Raw genomic sequence first — 17,553 nt, forward strand, 5'->3', positions numbered from 1 at the left:
CGAGAGCCTTGGCTGGAATGCGAAACATTCTGGCCATTCTGTGCAATGGCGTCCAGTGGCGGCTTGGCTATTATGAGAACCATTCTCGTTAAAGGAGCTTCCCATGCAACTCGACAGTTCAACATTCCCCGTGGTGAAAATCGTGTTTGACGCCCCAAGCGACACGCCACCGCCCGATACCTTTGCCGCGTTCGAGGCCTTGTTGCAGCGTGAGGAGCCCTTCGTCCTGCTGCACGAAAAAGCCGTGGACGAAAGCACACACGAGCACTCCCACGAAGAACGCAAACAGGCCTCGATCTGGATGAAGAAGCACAAGCCGGCCCTGCGGGCTTTCGTCAAAGGCATGATTCAAGTGGAGCCCAACGCGGCCAAGCGCCTGGCGCTCAAGCCGTTTGCCGTGATGTTTGGCAAGGCGTGGGGCTACCCGCTGCTGGTGGTGGAGTCCAGGGATCAGGCCTGGGCCTTGGCGCGGGACGTGCTGGATACCCAGGTGTCGGATGTGGCGCACTACTGAGTCTTGGGCGCTGCCGTGCTGTCGCGCAAGGTGAGTTCGAACGGCAACACCACCTGGCGTTCCGGCAGCGACGTTTTCTCGATCAATGCGATGAGCATCTCCACCGCCTTGCGGCCAAAGGTTTCGGCAGGCTGGGCGATGGTGGTCAGCGGCGGGTCGCAGTAGGCGGCGAAGGGGATGTCATCAAAGCCCACCAGGGAAATATCCTCGGGCACACGCAGGCCCTGTTGCTTGATGCGCTTCAAGGCACCGATGGCCATTTCGTCGTTTTCGCAGAACAACGCCGTGGGGCGTTCGGGCAGGGCTAGCATGATGCCTGCGCCCTCGAAACCGGCGTGCAACGTGAAGTCGCCGTGGCAGATAAGTGCCGGGTCGCGCGGGATGCCGGCAGCGTGCAAGGCGTCTTCATAACCGGCCACGCGGTCCTGGGTCAGCGGGCTGCTTTTGGGGCCCTTGATCAAGCCGATGCGGCGGTGGCCGAGGTCGATCAAGTGCTGGGTCATGGCCATGGCCGCGCCACGGTTGTCGAGGCTGATGGTGGGGTGGCGGCCGTGCTGGATCACCTCGCAGGCATTCACCAGCGGCGGTGAGTCGGTGCAATCACTGAACGGGTCGGATGCGCGCAACTGAATCACCCCATCGGCCTGATGGGCGTGGACCAATTCGGCGAACTGCTTTTCGATTTCTGCCTGGCCCCGGGTGTCGCATAACAGCAACCGGTAACCCGCCGCTTGCGCCGCTTGCTGTGCGCCGCTGATGACCCGGGCGAAAAACGTGTTGGCAATCGCCGGCACCAGGATCACCAGGTTGCCGGTGCGCCGCGAACGGAATTGCACCGCCATGCGGTTCGGCCGGTAGCCGGTCTGTTCCACGGCGGCGTTGACCTTGTCGCGGGTCTCGGGCAGCACACGTTCAGGGCTGGCCAGGGTCCTGGACACGGTGGCCACCGAGACCCCGGCCAAGCGGGCGACTTCACGAATATTGGACAAGACCACCTCGTTATCAGAGCAACAGCCGCCAAGTTTACCGCAGCCGGGGTTTGACACCGCGTGCAACTGGGCCTAAATTTCCGGCACGATGTAACCGGTTACATCATGATCGGTAAACGCCCCAAAAGAGAAGACTTGCGATGACGGCAGTGCTGCAAAAAATAAGAATGGGCTTTGTGGGTGGCGGCGAGGGTGCCTTCATTGGCCAGGCTCACCGCCAGGCGGCGGGGCTGGATGGCGGTTATGAGCTGGTGTGCGGAGCCTTCAGCCGCCAGCCCGAGAACAACCGCAGCACCGGCAACGCCCTGGGCTTGCCCGCGTCCCGCTGCTACAGCGACTGGCAGCAGATGCTGGCCGCCGAGCAGGCGCTCCCGGCCGACCAGCGCATGCAGTTGCTGGTGATCGTTACCCCCAATCACCTGCATGCGCCCATTGCGACCCTGGCGTTGCAGGCAGGCTTTCATGTGTTCAGCGAAAAACCTGCCGCCCTCAACCTTGCTGAAGTGCAGGCGCTGGCAGAGGTCGTCAACACCAGCCCTGGACTCTACGGGCTGGCACACACCTACCTGGGCTACCCGATGGTGTGGCAAGCACGCGACATGGTGCGCAGCGGCGTCATCGGCACCCTGCGCAAGGTGATCGTCGAGTATCCCCAGGGCTGGCTCAGCCAGGACGTGGCCGGGCAGGGCAACAAACAGGCGGACTGGCGCAGCCGCCCCGAGCTGTCGGGAGTGGGCGGCTGCATCGGCGACATCGGCACCCACGCCTTTTCCCTGGCCGAATTCATCGCCGACCAACCAATCGAACAGCTCTGCGCCAGCCTGGGCATCCACGTACCTGGCCGCCAACTGGACGACGATGCCGCGATGCTGTTCAAGATGGCCTCCGGCGCCAGCGGCGTGCTGATCGCCAGCCAAGTGTGTGCCGGTGAAGAGAACCCGCTGAAGATCCGCCTCTATGGCGACAAAGGCGGCCTGGAATGGCGCCAGGAAGAACCCGCCAGCCTGATCCACCGTTCCCTCGATCAACCCCTGCGCATCCTGCGCTCCGGCACCGGCCAGCCTTGGCTGTGCGATGCGGCGGTGCAACGTATGCGCCTGCCCGCCGGGCATCCCGAGGGTTATCTCGAAGCCATGGCCAACCTCTACCGCGACTTCGCCAGTGCCATTCGCCAAGGCACCGAAGCTGTCGGCGTGCCCGGCATCGAAGTCGGCGTACGCGGCATGGCCTTTATCGAAGCCGTGATCGCCAACCATCGCGGTGACGCGAAGTGGACGACCCTGGCCAGCCACCTATGAAGGAGATCACAGACATGCGCGGCCCCGGTATTTTTCTCGCCCAGTTCATCTCGGACGAAGCGCCTTTCGACACCCTCGCCAACATCGCCCAATGGGCAGCGTCCCAGGGCTACAAGGCGATCCAGTTGCCCACACTCGGTACCCGCTATATCGACCTGGCCCGCGCCGCTGAAAGCCAGGCCTACTGCGACGACCTCAAGGCGACCTGCGCCCAGGCCGGCGTCGAAATCAGCGAGCTGTCGACCCACCTGCAAGGCCAACTGGTGGCCGTGCATCCGGCATTCGACACGCTGTTCGACGACTTCGGGCCGGCCCATCTGCGGGGCCAACCCCAGGCGCGCACCGAGTGGGCCATCGACCAATTGAAACTCGCCGCCCGCGCCAGCCAACGCCTTGGCTTAAGCGCACACGCGACCTTCTCCGGCGCGCTACTCTGGCCCTACATCTACCCGTGGCCACAGCGTCCCGGCGGCCTGGTGGAACAAGGCTTCGCCGAGTTGGCCAAGCGCTGGCTGCCGATCCTCGATTGCTTCGAAGTCGCTGGTGTCGACCTGTGCTACGAAATCCACCCCGGTGAAGACCTGCACGACGGCGCCTCCTTCGAACGCTTCCTCGAAGCCGTCGACCACCATCCCCGGGCCAACATTCTCTACGACCCCAGCCACCTGCTGTTGCAGCAAATGGACTACCTGGGCTTCATCGACCGCTACCACGCGCGCATTCGCATGTTCCACGTCAAGGATGCCGAGTTTCGCCCCGATGCGCGCTCCGGTGTCTACGGCGGCTATCAGGGATGGGTTGACCGCCCCGGGCGTTTCCGCTCATTGGGCGACGGCCAGATCGACTTCAAATCGATCTTCAGCAAGCTCACCCAATATGACTTCAACGGCTGGGCCGTGCTGGAGTGGGAATGCTGCCTGAAGGATGCACAGCAAGGCGCGGCAGAAGGGGCGGCGTTCATCCAGCAGCACATGATCCGCAAGACCACCAAGGCGTTCGATGACTTTGCCGGTGTGACATCCGACGAGCAATCCAACCGACGGCTGCTGGGCCTGCCCGACGCCTGAACACCGCTTCTGACCCAAAATAACAATAAAACGGTGACCACAATGAAAGCGCGACTGAGCGTCATGATGTTCCTGCAATTCTTTATCTGGGGCGGCTGGTTCGTCACCCTCGGCACCTTCCTTGCCAGCAACCTGGGGGCCAATGGCGGGCAAATCGGCATGGCGTTTTCCACCCAGTCGTGGGGCGCGATTATCGCCCCGTTTATCATCGGCCTGATCGCCGACCGCTACTTCAACGCCGAGCGCATCCTGGCGGTGCTGCACCTGATCGGCGCGGTGCTGCTCTACCAGCTGTACCGCGCGCCGGACTTCGTCGGCTTTTATCCCTACGTGCTGGCGTACATGGTCATCTACATGCCGACCCTGGCCCTGGTGAATTCGGTGGCCTTCCGGCAAATGAGCGACCCGGCCCAGGAGTTCTCGCGCATCCGCGTGTGGGGCACCCTGGGCTGGATCGTCGCGGGGTTGGTGATCAGCTTTGTGTTCGCCTGGGATTCCCAGCAGTCGATCACCACCGGCGCGTTGCGCAACACCTTCCTGATGTCTGCCATCGCCTCATTGGTGCTGGGTTTCTACAGCTTCACCTTGCCGCGTACCGCGCCGTTGAAGGCCGAGGCGGGCAGTGGTGGTATCAAGCAACTGCTGGGGCTGGATGCGCTGGGCTTGCTCAAGGATCGCAGCTACCTGGTGTTCTTCATCGCCTCGATCCTGATCTGCATTCCCCTGGCGTTCTACTACCAGAACGCCAACCCGTTTCTCGCGGAAATCGGCGTGACCAACCCCACGGCAAAGATGGCCATCGGGCAAGTGTCCGAGGTGCTGTTCATGCTGCTATTGCCGCTGTTCATCCAGCGCTTCGGCATCAAGGTCGCGCTGTTGGTGGGCATGCTGGCCTGGGCGTTGCGCTATGCACTGTTCGCCTATGGCAATAACGGCGAGCTGGCTTTCATGCTGTTTACCGGGATCGCGCTGCATGGCATCTGCTACGACTTCTTCTTTGTCTCGGGGCAGATTTACACCGACGCCAAGGCCCCGGAGCGCTTCAGGAGTTCGGCCCAGGGGTTGATTACCCTGGCGACCTACGGCGTGGGAATGTTGATCGGGTTCTGGGTAGCGGGGCAGGTGACCGACCACTATGCGGCGGCGGGTGGCAGCCATGACTGGCGCAGCATCTGGCTGTTTCCGGCGGGTTTTGCGTTGCTGATCTTTTTTTGTTTTTCGGTGGCGTTCAAGGGGCGGGAGCGGGTGGCGGGTCAAAGGTAGGAGCTGGCTTGCCTGCGATAGCATCACCTCGGTGCAACTGATACATCGAGGTGTCTGCATCGCAGGCAAGCCAGCTCCCACATTGATTTTCTTTGCTTGTTGGAACGCCTGAAGGCCCTTTTTTTGCGCGGTCAGCGAGATTGAACACACCCGTAAGTCCCGGCGTTTCAGGTATCCTCCGCGCCCGCCAATCATTATTTTCCAAACCATGCCCGAACAAAACATGCAGTCCCTGTTGGAGTCGATCCTCGACGAAGTCCGTCCACTGATCGGCCTCGGCAAGGTCGCCGACTACATCCCCGCGCTCGCCGACGTGCCGGCGCAGCAACTGGGCATTGCCGTGTATGGCAATGACGGCTCGTCCTATTGCGCGGGCGACGCCCACACCTTGTTCTCCGTACAGAGCATCTCCAAGGTGTTCAGCCTGGTGCAGGCCATCGACCACGGCGGCGAAAGCATCTGGGAACGCCTGGGCCACGAACCCTCGGGGCAGCCGTTCAACTCCATGGTGCAACTGGAGTTCGAGCGCGGGCGGCCACGCAACCCGTTTATCAATGCCGGCGCGCTGGTGATCTGCGACATCAACCAGTCGCGCTTTGCCGTGCCGATCCTGTCCATGCGTGATTTTGTGCGGCGGCTGTCGGGCAACCCGCAGATCCTGGTCAACAGCGTTGTGGCCGAATCCGAAGCCCAGCACGGTGCGCGTAATGCTGCGATGGCGTACCTGATGAAGTCGTTTGGCAACTTCCACAACGATGTGGACGCGGTGCTGCACAGCTACTTCAACTACTGCGCGTTGCAGATGAGCTGCCTGGACCTGGCCAAGGCGTTTTGCTTCCTGGCGAATGAAGGGGTTTGCACCCACAGTGGCGAGCAGATTCTGACCGCGCGGCAAACCAAGCAGGTGAACTCGATCATGGCCACCAGCGGGCTGTATGACGAGGCGGGGAATTTTGCGTATCGCGTTGGCTTGCCGGGCAAGAGCGGGGTAGGCGGCGGGATTCTCGCGGTGGTGCCGGGGCAGTTTACGGTGTGCGTGTGGTCGCCGGAGTTGAATGCGGCGGGGAATTCGTTGGCGGGGATGAAGGCGTTGGAGCTGTTGAGTGAGCGGATTGGGTGGTCGGTGTTTTGACTTTAGTTGTGGGGCGGATAAAGCCCCACTTGTAGAAATAACAATATTGTACGGCGATTAGGTTTTTTTTTGGTTGTTTTTTATTATTAAGTCTGATGCGCACGAGAGATTGGCTGGTGTTGGTGGTAATAGATTATAGTTCTGGTCTCGGTATGCCTTTTATTGCCATTGTAAATAAAGTGATGTCTAATAAAAGCATAGGCATAAGTGATAACCAAACTAGGGGGTGTCGATTGATTGCACCAAAAACTGTCTTTGCAAAAATGAGTCCGTAAAATATTATAAGTGCTGGAAGTGCCAATGATAATATAAGAGAGGATAGGGTGACGCCAAGCGTCGGTAGATTTGATTTAATGATGAAGGTGAGGGATGCAAAGAACGCTGCTACCGAAGCAGCATTGCCATAGTGTGCAAGCAGGTAGTCTATGTATTTTTTATTTTTAAATTCATCGATATCTATTATCCGTCTAGCAATGGCTTCCGCTGTTACGTCATTCTCTCTGAGCACGTAAAATATAATTCCAAATACGATCATGACGGCCGCAATCATAAGAATGGACGATGCATCGTAGGCTGACCAGAGCTCAGTATTTGCCGTTCCGTATGCAGCGGACATTAGCAAGAATGGGATAAGCCCGAGTACGAGCATAGCGAATAAAACTCCGTAACTGATTAACGGATTGGTGGTTCTCAAAGCATCGTTGTTTTCGTTAAGTAGCATGACGGTGCTGACTCACTAGTTTTGGTTTTTAGAGGATATAAGTGCTCGAAAGCAGGTTTTTGAGGCATCGTTGAATGAGTTTTTAATAGTCGTTAATGGTCAGGTAAGCATTGCAAAACTCTGATGCGCCTGGCAAATCTGGAAATAACGTGGAGTGGCTAATATTCATTCTGTTTAAGTATCTTAGGCATTCCTCCGCGCCTTCAGTAGGAATCTTTATTTTTATTAGTCTAATGTCTCGTGCTTTCCTATCAGTGTGAGTGTAGATCCAGGTCTCAATGTCTACATTGTTGGGGTCGCGAGTGAATAGTCCTCTTTGGCTAACAAGCCTTTTGTTTTCGTCGCTAAGAGGTCTCACGATTTTTATTGTTTGCTTTCGTCTATTTACTAATGGGATGCTGGGGTCGGAGTTGATCTTTTCATTGATACTATCTATGGAAGATTGTGCGATCGCAAAAACGGTATAGCATTTTGTATTGTCATTGTTTGCAGCGTTCGCGGCAAAAAACAACGCCACGAACGGCGACTCAGTCCAGTCAAGTAAAGGTGTGGCGAGGCCGTGATGTTGTCCTAATGCCCACCAATCATTGTCGTCATCTAATTTTATGGGGTTAGGTCCCCGGCGCCCTCTGGTTTCGAATTTAAACCTTGTTAGATGTTCTTCTCTGTCCGGAGAGGTGGGGGACTTAATTAACCTGTCTATGGTGGGTTCAAGTTTCCAGTCGCTGTTACCATGTCCTCTGTAGACGTAGGTAGTGTAGTTCAGCATTTCTTGGTTTATGAAGTCTGAAAAATATTTCCAGGATGTAAGAGTATATTCTTTAACCCCCCTAACCACAGGGTTTGTTGTCCATCTTGGGCTTCTAGCCATTTGTGGATTTCCTTTCCTTTTCTTAGCTTGCTGGCACAATGCTGCTATTCTAGAGCGGTACGTAGCTTTCTCCAAAAGAAATTTATGCTGAGGGCGAGCTAGAGTTTAGAAAATGGGGGGCTCATTTATTTCCCCCTTTGGCGGTAGGGGCGGGGAGACGGGAAGATTGAGTGGTCAATACTGAAGACTTTGGGCCGTCCCGTTTTGCGATGGAACGGTCCATTAATTGATATTTTTACTTTTGTGATGTTTCTGAACATCCATCCAATGCTTTGTCCACCAGCATCTGCACACCTTCCAACATCCGGCAAATACCCAGCGCCACATTGCGTTGGGTACCATCGACTTCGAAGGCCAAGTGAGCGGCGATGACATTGATCGACGCCAGGTCTTGCGAGGCGTTGGCCAGCAAGGTTTCTGTGTCCAGGTCCTTACGCACGGTAAATAATCCATCGAACGGTAGCTCGGTGGGTTCGGGCGTTTGGGGTTGGGCGTCAGGTTTCAGATAGTGGTGGATGGCGCGGTAAGCGGCTTCTTGAAGCCGGTCGGCATGACTCGGGGGATTTGGACTGTCTTTAATCATGGTGAAGCTCCGTCGATAAGTGGAGCCACCACCGTTCGCGGTCAAACGAGGAGGGTGGCAGCTGTACGCGGGTTGACCGACCGGTTATCAACGAACCCGGCATACCCGAAGGTATCCCGCGTACAGCCGCCGCGACACGATAACCCAGGCACAAAAAAAACGCCTGGAATAGGTGTTGGGCGTTGCAGTCGTCGAATAGTCGGACGGTCAAATCCGGCCGCTGAATTGGCAGCGACTGCGGGAGGTTAGTCAGCCCGAGTCCGACCGACAACCTGAAACAGTTGTCGGAAAAATCCGAGCACGCCTCCCTGTCACTGAGCAAGGTGCTGATACTATCGACGCAATCACCCATCAGTCAGAGACGGTCCATGTTGCCCAATCGTGTCGTCCAGGCCGCCGCCAAGTCGGTGCTTCAGCAGCTCGTTACGCGAATCACGCCACAGTCAACCGAAGCCTCCATCGCCCAAATGGCAGCGCAGATGCTCGCGGAATCCGGCTACCCGGACACCTGGTATTACGACTGCCCGGCCTTTGTGTTGCTGGGTTCGCGCAGTGTGCTTTCGGTGTCGGGGCGCGACTATCGGCCCAGTCACGAAGCAGTTGGCGAGCACAATCTGATCACCGTGGATTTGAGCCCACGCTCTGGCAATGTGTGGGGCGATTGCGCGCGCTCTTTCTATGTGGAGGAGGGTGTGTGCCGGGCGGTGCCGACGGGGGCTGAGTTCAGCAAGGGCTATGAAGTGGAGCACCGATTACACGCGATGATGCGCACCTTCGCCCGCCCCGGGACCACGTTCAACGACTTGCATGGGTTTGCCAATGACCTGATCGCCTCCGAGGGTTTCGAGAACCTCGATTTCGCCGGCAACGTCGGCCACAGCATCTGCGAGCAGCGTGACCAAAGGCTCTACATCGAGGCGGGCAATCATCGGCGCCTGGAGGAGGTGACGTGCTTTACCTTCGAGCCGCATGTTCGCGAGCAGGGCGGTCGCTGGGGCTACAAGCATGAAAATATCTACAGCTTCAATGATGCCGGCGAACCCAGCGAGCTTTGATCTTCACCGCTGACCTTTCCGACGCCACGGCAGTACCATGCCGACCTCTTTCTGATAGCGCCGGTAGGTCTCCCCAAACAGCGCCACCAGATCCTTTTCTTCAAAGTGCGCCCCAATGAAGATGTAGGCCGTGAAGGCCAGCGCAAACAGCAGATGCCCGACGGTCATGTCCGGGGCTGCCCAGAACGCGATCAGGAACCCCAGGTACAGCGGGTGACGAACAACCTTGTACAGCAACGGTGTCTTGAACGGTTGGGCGCCGGGTTTTGCGCCCCGAAGGTGATCAATCGCTTGCTTGAGGCCGAACAGTTCGAAGTGGCTGATCAGTAACGTTGCGACAAAAACCACCGCCCAACCTGCCCAGAACAGTGCGGTTATCAACGCCCTTGCGAGTGGAGAGTCCGTCGTCCAGACAGGTGCGGTGATGGGCTGCCACAGCCAGAACATCAACCCGAGTATCAGGCTGCTGACCAACACATAGGTGGAGCGCTCAATGGTCGCCGGAATGAACCGGGTCAGGCGTGTCTTGAAGCCCGTACGGGCCATGACCGAATGCTGAATCGCAAACAGCGTGATCAGGCCAAGGTCGGTCAACGCTGCCAGATGCCAGTCGAGGAGGGGCCCGTCATCAATATGTTTGGGCACTACCAGGTGGCCAAGAAAGCCAATCAGGTACACGACGCTGAGCAAAAAGATCCCATAGCTGACGGCGCTATAGAACAGCATGGCCAGGCGTGCTGCCGGTCCGTTTGCCGTTGTTCCACTGTTCACGGACGACTCCTTTCGTACAGGTTGGGGCTGGGGGCCGGGGCAGGGGCGCGACGAAAAGCGCGCCCCTCGTTCTCAGCTCACATTCAAGCGATCGAGCAAGCTGTACCACGCCACGCCCGCGCCGATGTAGAACCGTTGCAATCCATGCAAGGGTAGTCGCTGCAGCGGGGTTACCGGATAGGAAAAGTCCGAGCGGCTGTCACATAAACGTCCCGCCAGTTGCTGGCCCAGGCTGGTGCACAACGCAATCCCGCGTCCATTGCAGCCCAAGGCCAGGGTCAGCCCCGGCGCAGGTTCGTGAACGTGGGGCATAAAGTCCCGGGTGATCGCGATCCGTCCCGCCCAGCGGTACTCAAAGTCCAGCTTGCCCAACTGCGGAAACAGCAGCGCCAGCGAGCGCTCCAGGTGCGCAAAATCTGCCGGCCCGGTGGGGTCGTTGAACAGCCCGCGTCCGCCCATCAGCAGGCGGCCATGGGCGTCCTTGCGAAAGTACAGCAGCAGGCGTTGGGCGGTTGAGACGGTTTCCTGCCCCGGCAAAATGCTGTCTGCCGCAGGCCCGTTCAATGGCCGGGTGGCGACGATAAAACTGTTGGCCGCCAGCACGCTCTGGGCCATGCCGGGCCACAAGTCGCCGCTGTAGCCATTGGTAGCCAATACCACCTGGCCGGCCGACACCTGTGCACCGCTGGCGGTCTGCAACTTCCAGCCGGCGCCCGCCTGTTGCATCGCGGTCACTGCGCTTTGTCCGTGAATGCGCACCCCCACGGCCTGCGCAGCGCGCACCAGCCCGCGTGCATAGGCCAGCGGTTGAATGGCCCCGGCGCGGCCGTCCAGCCAGCCACCGGCAAACGCCTGGCTGCCCATGCGAGAGGACACTGCGTTGGCATCCAGGCGCTGCACCGGTACCCCGCGTCGTGCCCACTGTTCGGCCCGGGCATGCAGGCCCGCCACGCCTTTTTCGGAATAGGAAACCTGCATCCAGCCCTTGCGTGTGGGGGCGCAGTCGATGCCATGGCGCTGGATCAGGTTGAACACCAGGTCGGCCGAGTTGGACACGGTATGGATCAGCGGCTCGGCACGTTCGGAACCGTACATCCGCACCAGTTGATCCGGGTCGTATTTGAGTGTCGGGTTGACCTGCCCGCCATTGCGCCCGGACGCGCCCCAGCCGGGTTCGTTGGCTTCCAGCACGCACACGCTCACGCCGCGTTCCGCCAGGTGCAGGGCCGTGGACAAACCGGTGTACCCGGCGCCGACGATGGCCACGTCGACCTTGATGGATTCCGCCAACGCGGGTGTCGGCGGGGCGGCAGGTGCTGTCGCAGCCCAGAGTGACTTCATGACAGGCTCCGGGTGTTGGCCGTCGGGTGCAGCACGCGGCGCAGGAAGTCCTGGGTACGCGGCTGTTGCGGGTTGCCCAGCACTTGCTCCGCTGGCCCGCTCTCCACGATGTAGCCGCCGTGCAGGAAGCACACGCGGTCGGCCACTTCCCGGGCAAAGCCCATTTCGTGGGTCACCACGATCATGGTCATGCCTTCATCGGCCAGGGTGCGCATCACCTCCAGCACGTCGCCCACCAGTTCCGGGTCGAGGGCCGAGGTGGGTTCGTCGAACAGCATCGCATCGGGCTTCATCGCCAGCGCGCGGGCGATGGCGACGCGTTGCTGCTGGCCGCCGGAGAGTTGTTCCGGGTAGGCATCGGCCTTGGCCGACAGGCCGACTTTATCCAGCAGCGCCAAGGCTTCTTCCCGCGCCTGTTTCAGCGGTTCGCGTTTGACGTACACCGGGCCTTCCATCACGTTCTCCAGCACGGTGCGATGGGGGAACAGGTTGAAGCGCTGGAACACCATGCCCATGCGGCTGCGCAGGGCGTGCACGGTGTTGCTGCCACGTTGCACGGTCTCGCCGAACACGTTGATGGTGCCGCCGTCGTAGGCTTCGAGGGCGTTGATGCAGCGCAGCAAGGTGGACTTGCCCGAGCCGGACGGGCCGATCAGGCACACCACTTCGCCCTTGGCCACGTCCAGGTCAACGCCGTGCAGTACACGATGGGTGCCGTAGTGTTTTTGCAGTTGGCGAATCTCGATCATGCTTTTTTCCTCCGGCCCAGGTGCTGTTCCATGCGGCGCAGGCCATACACCAGCGGCAGGCTCATCAGCAGGTAGAGCAGGGCGACCAGGGTGTAGACGGTCATGTTCTGGAAGGTCGACGAGGCGATCAGTTGGCCCTGGCGCGTCATCTCGGCCACGGTGATGGTCGACACCAGGGATGAGTCCTTGAGCATCATCACCAGGGTGTTGCCGTAAGGCGGCAGGGCGATGCGAAAGGCCTGGGGCAGGATCACCCGGCGCATCATCAGCACCGAGCGCATCCCCAGGGCTTCGGCGGCTTCACGCTGGCCTTGCTCGACCGCGATGATGCCGGTGCGGAAGTTCTCCGCCTGGTACGCCGAATAGGCGATGCCCATGCCGATCACACCCGCCTGGAACGCGCTGAGGTGCACGCCCATGTCCGGCAACACGAAGTAGATGTAGAACAGCTGCACGATGATCGGCAGGCCGCGAATCACGTTGATCACCGTGCTCGCCGCCCACGACAGCGCCTTGATCGGCGACAGCTTGAGCAGCGCCAGCACCAGGCCGATGGCGCTGCTGAGCAGGAACGACAGCACGGTAATCTGGATCGTCACCCACGCGCCTTGCAGCAGGATCGGCAGGAAGTCCTGGGCGTTCTGCAGGAATTCAGCCGGGTTCATGGCTGCACCTGGGCATCAAGCCCCCACTTCTTCAGGATCGCCTCCAGCGTACCGTCAGCCTTGATGCTGGCGATGGCCTGGTTCAGGCGTGCGAGGGTTTCGCTGTCGCCCTTGCGCACCACCAGGCACACCTCGCCGACGTTGACCGGCTTGTAGTCGGCCGCGAGCTTCACGCCTTTGAACAGCTTCTGGCGGATCTGGTACGCCACCACCGGCTGGTCGCCCACGGCGGCCTTGATACGGCCCAGGCTCAGGTCCCGCACCATTTCACCGATGGAGTCGTAGGTGCGGATTTCCTTGAAGATGCCCAGCTTGTTGAGCATGTCGTAGAAGATCGTGCCGGCTTGCACGCCGACCACCTGGTCTTTCAGGGAGCTGAGATCGGGATAGGCCGCGTTGTCGTCGGCGCTGACGATCAGGCCTTCGCCGTAGGCGTACACCGGGGCGCTGAAGTCGACGACTTTGGTGCGCTCTTCGGTCTTGAGCATGCCGGCGGCGATGAAGTCGAGCTTGCCGGAGGTCAGCGAAGGAATCAGCGCGGCAAAGTTGGTCTGCTCGATTTCGCTGGTGAAACCACCGGCCTTGCCCACGGCATTGGCGACATCGACCATCACGCCCTGGATGCTGTTGCTCTTGATGTCGAGGAAGGTAAACGGCGAGCCGCTGGCCGTTGCACCGACTTTGTACGAGGCTGCACCGGCGGCGTGCACGGTTGCCACGCAAAAGGTGGCGCAGAGGCCAAAGGCGAGGCGGCGAAACAAGGGCGAAAGACTGTTCATCGGGTTACTCCAGAAGGAAAACGGATCGTCAGTACCGCAAGCGGCTGGAGAGGAAACCGCAAGCTCTGTGCCATTTCGATTCAATAAAATCGTTTAGTGGAATAGAAAATCGACAAAATGAACCATTCGTATCGATATGCGATTTTTAGTGGTCGGATTTCGCGGTTTGGTGTAGAAATATCGCCACGCTTGATCGACCTGACCGCGAGTCCGCCATGTCTGAAGAACGCAACAGCTTGCACAACCAATCCCTGGAAAAAGGCCTGTCGGTGCTCAAGGCATTCAGCGCACAGCGCCGCAGCATGAGCCTTGCAGAGGTGGCGGAGGCTGCCGGCATGACCAAAAGTTCGGCCCAGCGCATGGTGTTTACCCTGGAGAGCCTGGGTTACCTTCGGAAACACTCGCGCACCCGTCATTACCAACTCACACCCCGGGTGCTGGAGTTGGGCTTCAGTTATCTGGATGCGCATTCGTTGATTGAAGTGGCCAACCCGTTCTTGTCGGAATTGACTCGGCTGACCGGAGAAACCTCGTGCCTGACGGAGCCTGCGGGTTACGACATGACGTACATCGCGCGCTTCGTCAGCTCAGGCTTTGTGCCGGTGCACATGCCGATTGGCTCGCGGGTGCCGATGTACTGCACGGCGTCGGGCCGGGCGTATTTGAGTGCGTTGCCGCCGGATGAGGCGTTGGCGTTGATCGAGCACAGCCAGCGGGTGGCGCATACCAGCCAGACGTTGACGGACGTCGACAGGATCATGGAGTCGTTGCAGCAGGTGCGCGAGCAGGGCTATGCGGTGAATGGCCAGGAGCTGTTCCTGGGCGACATGACCATCGGCGCGCCGGTGCTGGGGGCGAATGGCCGGCCGGTGGCGGCGGTGCATGTGGTGGCGCCCACCAGTCGCTGGAGCCGGGCGGATGCCGAGAAGCAGCTGGCGCCGGCGTTGTTGCAGTGTTCAAGGGCGTTGAGTAATTCGGCGCGCAATCTTGAATAAAAGTGAACACCGTCAGTGTGGGAGCTGGCTTGCCTGCGATAGCGGCGTGTCAGGCAATATAACCTGCACTGACCCACCGCTATCGCAGGCAAGCCAGCTCCCACATTTGATTTTCATTGGGTTTGAGGTTTGGGTTGGCCCCAACAAAAAATGCGCCCCATCGGGCGCATTTTTTTGTGCGGTCAGCTATCGCCTGTCAGGCAATCGCATCCCAGGCACGGTCACCGTTCTCGTCTTTGATCCGAGTCGGCAAGCCCATCACGTCCAGCGCTTTGAGGAACGGCTCAGCCGGCAGTTCTTCGACGTTGGCCATGTGCTTCACATCCCACTCGCCACGGGCAACCAGCAGCGCTGCGGCTACAGGCGGAACGCCGGCGGTGTAGGAGATGCCCTGGCTGTCGGTCTCGGCGAAGGCTTCTTCGTGGCAGGCCACGTTGTAGATGAACAGCTCGCGTGGCTGGCCATCCTTGGTGCCCTTGACCAGGTCGCCGATGCAGGTCTTGCCGGTGTAGCCCGGTGCCAGCGACGACGGGTCAGGCAGCACGGCCTTGACCAGTTTCAGCGGCACGACTTCCAGGCCTTCGGCGGTAGTGACCGGTTTTTCGGAGAGCAGGCCGAGGTTTTTCAGCACGGTGAACACGTTGATGTAGTGTTCGCCGAAGCTCATCCAGAAACGCACGTTGGGCACGTCGAGGTTTTTCGACAGCGAGTGCACTTCATCGTGGCCGGTCAGGTACAGGTTCTGCGAACCGACCACAGGCAGGTCGTCGGTACGTTTGACTTCGAACATGGTGTTGCTGGTCCACTGGCTGTTCTGCCAGCTCCACACCTGTCCGGTGAATTCGCGGAAGTTGATTTCCGGGTCGAAATTGGTGGCGAAATATTTGCCATGGGAGCCGGCATTGACGTCGAGAATGTCGATCGAATCAATGCGGTCGAAATGCTTTTGTTGCGCCAGCGCTGCATAAGCGTTGACCACACCCGGGTCGAAGCCCACGCCAAGAATGGCCGTGATGTTCTTCTGTTTGCACTCTTCCAGGTGGTTCCATTCGTAGTTGCCGTACCACGGCGGGGTCTCGCAGACCTTGCCCGGCTCTTCGTGGATGGCGGTGTCGAGGTACGCCACGCCCGTGTCGATGCAGGCACGCAGTACCGACATGTTGAGGAACGCGGAACCGACGTTGATGACGATCTGCGATTCGGTCTCGCGGATCAGAGCCTTGGTCGCTTCCACGTCCAAAGCGTTCAGCGCGAAGGCCTGGATGTCGGCGGGTACCTTGAGGCTACCCTTGGCCTTGACGCTTGCGATGATGGCCTGGCATTTGGAGATGTTGCGCGACGCGATAGCAATACGACCGAGTTCGTCGTTGTGCTGCGCGCACTTGTGGGCCACCACCTTGGCGACACCTCCTGCACCAATGATAAGAACGTTCTTTTTCAATTGCTTTATCTCTCCTTTATCTGTCCGCTTTACGAAAGGCTGGACAGGTAGTCGTCGTAACCAAATTCACGAACCACTTCGACTGTACCGTCGAGTTGTTTCACTACGATGGACGGCATTTTCAGGCCGTTGAACCAGTTTTTCTTGACCATGGTGTAGCCTGCCGTGTCGATGAACGACAGTCGATCGCCGATGGCCAGCGGCTGATCAAATTGGTACTCACCGAAGATGTCCCCGGCCAGGCACGACTTGCCGCACACCATGTAGGTGTGTTCGCCACTGCTTGGCGCCAGCTTGGCGTTGAGGCGGTAGATCAGCAGGTCCAGCAGGTGGGCTTCGATGGAGCTGTCTACCACGGCGAGGTTCTTGCCGTTGTAGAGGGTGTCGAGCACGGTCACTTCCAGGGAGGCGCTGTTGGTGATCGCCGCTTCGCCGGGTTCCAGGTACACCTGCACGTCGTACTTCTGCGAGAACGCCTTGAGGCGCTGGCAGAAAGCGTCGATGGCATAGCCTTCACCGGTGAAGTGGATGCCGCCGCCGAGGCTGACCCAGTTGACCTTGTGCAGCAGTGCGCCGAAGCGTTCTTCGATGGTGTTGAGCATCTGGTCGAACAGGTTGAAGTCACCGTTCTCGCAGTTGTTGTGGAACATGAAGCCGGAGATCTGCTCGATCACGCCTTCGATCTTCACCGGGTCCCATTCGCCCAGGCGGCTGAACGGGCGCGCCGGGTCGGCCAGCAGGTAGTCGGAGCTGCTCACTTGCGGGTTGACGCGCAGGCCGCGGGTCTTGCCTTCGCTGCGTTCGGCAAAGCGCTGCAGCTGGCTGATGGAGTTGAAGATGATCTTGTCGCAGTTATCCAGCATCTCTTCGATTTCATCGTCGGCCCAGGCCACGCTGTAGGCGTGGGCTTCACCTTCGAACTTCTGGCGACCCAGCTTGAGCTCGTACAGCGACGACGAGGTGGTGCCGTCCATGTATTCCTGCATCAGGTCGAACACCGACCAGGTAGCGAAACACTTGAGGGCCAGCAGAGCCTTGGCGCCGGACTGTTCGCGCACGTAGGCGATCTTCTGCATGTTGACCAGAAGCTTCTGTTTGTCGATGAGGTAGTACGGCGTTTTGATCATTTTCAGAGCCTGCGGCGGTGCCTGCCAAAAAAGGACACGCATTGTGCCCGCACTTGGGACAGATCGAAAGGTTAGTCAGCGGAATTTGCGCGCCCGGTTATAAGCTGACCTGTGAATATGACAGCCTGTGGGTATGATGAGCCGCATTGGAAACGGATCCCGGCTTTGGCGACGAGAGGTGAGAATGGACGC

18 protein-coding genes are annotated in these 17,553 nt (G+C 59.4%); 7 read left to right on the forward strand and 11 right to left on the reverse strand.

The genetic code is table 11. From position 1 onward, the window contains the following. Window positions 1-103: 103 nt before the first annotated feature. On the forward strand, window positions 104-514 hold the full coding sequence (locus V3W39_RS17825; RefSeq protein WP_177121449.1) for a hypothetical protein: 411 nt from the start codon (window positions 104-106) through the stop codon (window positions 512-514). Here V3W39_RS17825 and V3W39_RS17830 read toward each other — a convergent pair. After that, a complete protein-coding gene (locus V3W39_RS17830; protein ID WP_177131268.1) occupies window positions 508-1,503 on the reverse strand; it encodes a LacI family DNA-binding transcriptional regulator in 996 nt (331 codons plus the stop codon). The two genes, V3W39_RS17825 and V3W39_RS17830, sit on opposite strands and share 7 nt — an antisense overlap. A gap of 140 nt (window positions 1,504-1,643) precedes the next feature. Between V3W39_RS17830 and V3W39_RS17835 the strand changes: the two genes are divergently transcribed. From V3W39_RS17835 to glsB, 4 genes are all read left to right on the forward strand, one after another. Continuing rightward, on the forward strand, window positions 1,644-2,801 hold the full coding sequence (locus V3W39_RS17835; RefSeq protein WP_442968409.1) for a Gfo/Idh/MocA family protein: 1,158 nt from the start codon (window positions 1,644-1,646) through the stop codon (window positions 2,799-2,801). A 14-nt stretch (window positions 2,802-2,815) separates the two neighbouring features. Further along, the gene (locus V3W39_RS17840; protein ID WP_330213031.1) at window positions 2,816-3,868 is read left to right on the forward strand and encodes a sugar phosphate isomerase/epimerase family protein; all 1,053 of its coding nucleotides are present in this window, start codon (window positions 2,816-2,818) and stop codon (window positions 3,866-3,868) included. A 42-nt stretch (window positions 3,869-3,910) separates the two neighbouring features. Further along, window positions 3,911-5,131 (forward strand): nucleoside permease, encoded by a 1,221-nt coding sequence (locus V3W39_RS17845; protein WP_330213032.1) that lies wholly within the window; start codon window positions 3,911-3,913, stop codon window positions 5,129-5,131. 223 nt (window positions 5,132-5,354) lie between these two features. Beyond that, a complete protein-coding gene (gene glsB, locus V3W39_RS17850; RefSeq protein ID WP_177047596.1) occupies window positions 5,355-6,263 on the forward strand; it encodes a glutaminase B in 909 nt (302 codons plus the stop codon). 133 nt (window positions 6,264-6,396) lie between these two features. Here the strand turns inward: glsB and V3W39_RS17855 are convergent, their stop codons facing one another. From V3W39_RS17855 to V3W39_RS17865, 3 genes are all read right to left on the reverse strand, one after another. After that, a complete protein-coding gene (locus V3W39_RS17855; protein WP_177076606.1) occupies window positions 6,397-6,984 on the reverse strand; it encodes a hypothetical protein in 588 nt (195 codons plus the stop codon). A gap of 82 nt (window positions 6,985-7,066) precedes the next feature. Next, on the reverse strand, window positions 7,067-7,855 hold the full coding sequence (locus tag V3W39_RS17860; protein ID WP_330213033.1) for an FRG domain-containing protein: 789 nt from the start codon (window positions 7,853-7,855) through the stop codon (window positions 7,067-7,069). A 235-nt stretch (window positions 7,856-8,090) separates the two neighbouring features. Further along, the gene (locus tag V3W39_RS17865) at window positions 8,091-8,438 is read right to left on the reverse strand and encodes a DUF6124 family protein (protein WP_177076602.1); all 348 of its coding nucleotides are present in this window, start codon (window positions 8,436-8,438) and stop codon (window positions 8,091-8,093) included. Between the two features lie 368 nt (window positions 8,439-8,806). Between V3W39_RS17865 and V3W39_RS17870 the strand changes: the two genes are divergently transcribed. Then, entirely contained in the window at window positions 8,807-9,493 is a 687-nt protein-coding gene (locus V3W39_RS17870) for a M24 family metallopeptidase (protein ID WP_330213034.1), read from the forward strand. Between the two features lie 3 nt (window positions 9,494-9,496). Here the strand turns inward: V3W39_RS17870 and mddA are convergent, their stop codons facing one another. From mddA to V3W39_RS17895, 5 genes are all read right to left on the reverse strand, one after another. After that, a complete protein-coding gene (gene mddA / locus V3W39_RS17875; RefSeq protein ID WP_330213035.1) occupies window positions 9,497-10,264 on the reverse strand; it encodes a methanethiol S-methyltransferase in 768 nt (255 codons plus the stop codon). A 72-nt stretch (window positions 10,265-10,336) separates the two neighbouring features. After that, window positions 10,337-11,605, reverse strand: coding sequence for an NAD(P)/FAD-dependent oxidoreductase (locus tag V3W39_RS17880; RefSeq protein WP_330213036.1), 1,269 nt, complete (start codon window positions 11,603-11,605; stop codon window positions 10,337-10,339). Further along, window positions 11,602-12,354, reverse strand: a complete 753-nt coding sequence (locus V3W39_RS17885) for an amino acid ABC transporter ATP-binding protein (protein ID WP_330213037.1) — start codon at window positions 12,352-12,354, stop codon at window positions 11,602-11,604. The genes V3W39_RS17880 and V3W39_RS17885 overlap by 4 nt, the downstream gene beginning before the upstream one ends. Then, a complete protein-coding gene (gene ehuD / locus V3W39_RS17890) occupies window positions 12,351-13,019 on the reverse strand; it encodes an ectoine/hydroxyectoine ABC transporter permease subunit EhuD (protein ID WP_008435412.1) in 669 nt (222 codons plus the stop codon). The genes V3W39_RS17885 and ehuD overlap by 4 nt, the downstream gene beginning before the upstream one ends. Continuing rightward, a complete protein-coding gene (locus V3W39_RS17895; RefSeq protein ID WP_177047608.1) occupies window positions 13,016-13,798 on the reverse strand; it encodes an ABC transporter substrate-binding protein in 783 nt (260 codons plus the stop codon). The genes ehuD and V3W39_RS17895 overlap by 4 nt, the downstream gene beginning before the upstream one ends. A gap of 215 nt (window positions 13,799-14,013) precedes the next feature. Between V3W39_RS17895 and V3W39_RS17900 the strand changes: the two genes are divergently transcribed. Continuing rightward, a complete protein-coding gene (locus V3W39_RS17900; RefSeq protein WP_177114527.1) occupies window positions 14,014-14,793 on the forward strand; it encodes an IclR family transcriptional regulator in 780 nt (259 codons plus the stop codon). Window positions 14,794-14,989: 196 nt separating this feature from the next. On the opposite strand, the gene V3W39_RS17905 is transcribed toward V3W39_RS17900, so the two are convergent. Together V3W39_RS17905 and V3W39_RS17910 are read right to left on the reverse strand one after the other, a co-directional pair. Then, window positions 14,990-16,234, reverse strand: a complete 1,245-nt coding sequence (locus V3W39_RS17905) for a saccharopine dehydrogenase family protein (protein WP_177047612.1) — start codon at window positions 16,232-16,234, stop codon at window positions 14,990-14,992. A gap of 29 nt (window positions 16,235-16,263) precedes the next feature. Beyond that, window positions 16,264-17,361, reverse strand: coding sequence for a carboxynorspermidine decarboxylase (locus V3W39_RS17910; RefSeq protein WP_177076596.1), 1,098 nt, complete (start codon window positions 17,359-17,361; stop codon window positions 16,264-16,266). Window positions 17,362-17,553 lie beyond the last annotated feature (192 nt).

It is taken from the genome of Pseudomonas sp. Z18(2022), from assembly GCF_036346535.1.
Taxonomy (GTDB): Bacteria; Pseudomonadota; Gammaproteobacteria; order Pseudomonadales; family Pseudomonadaceae; genus Aquipseudomonas; species Aquipseudomonas yamanorum_A.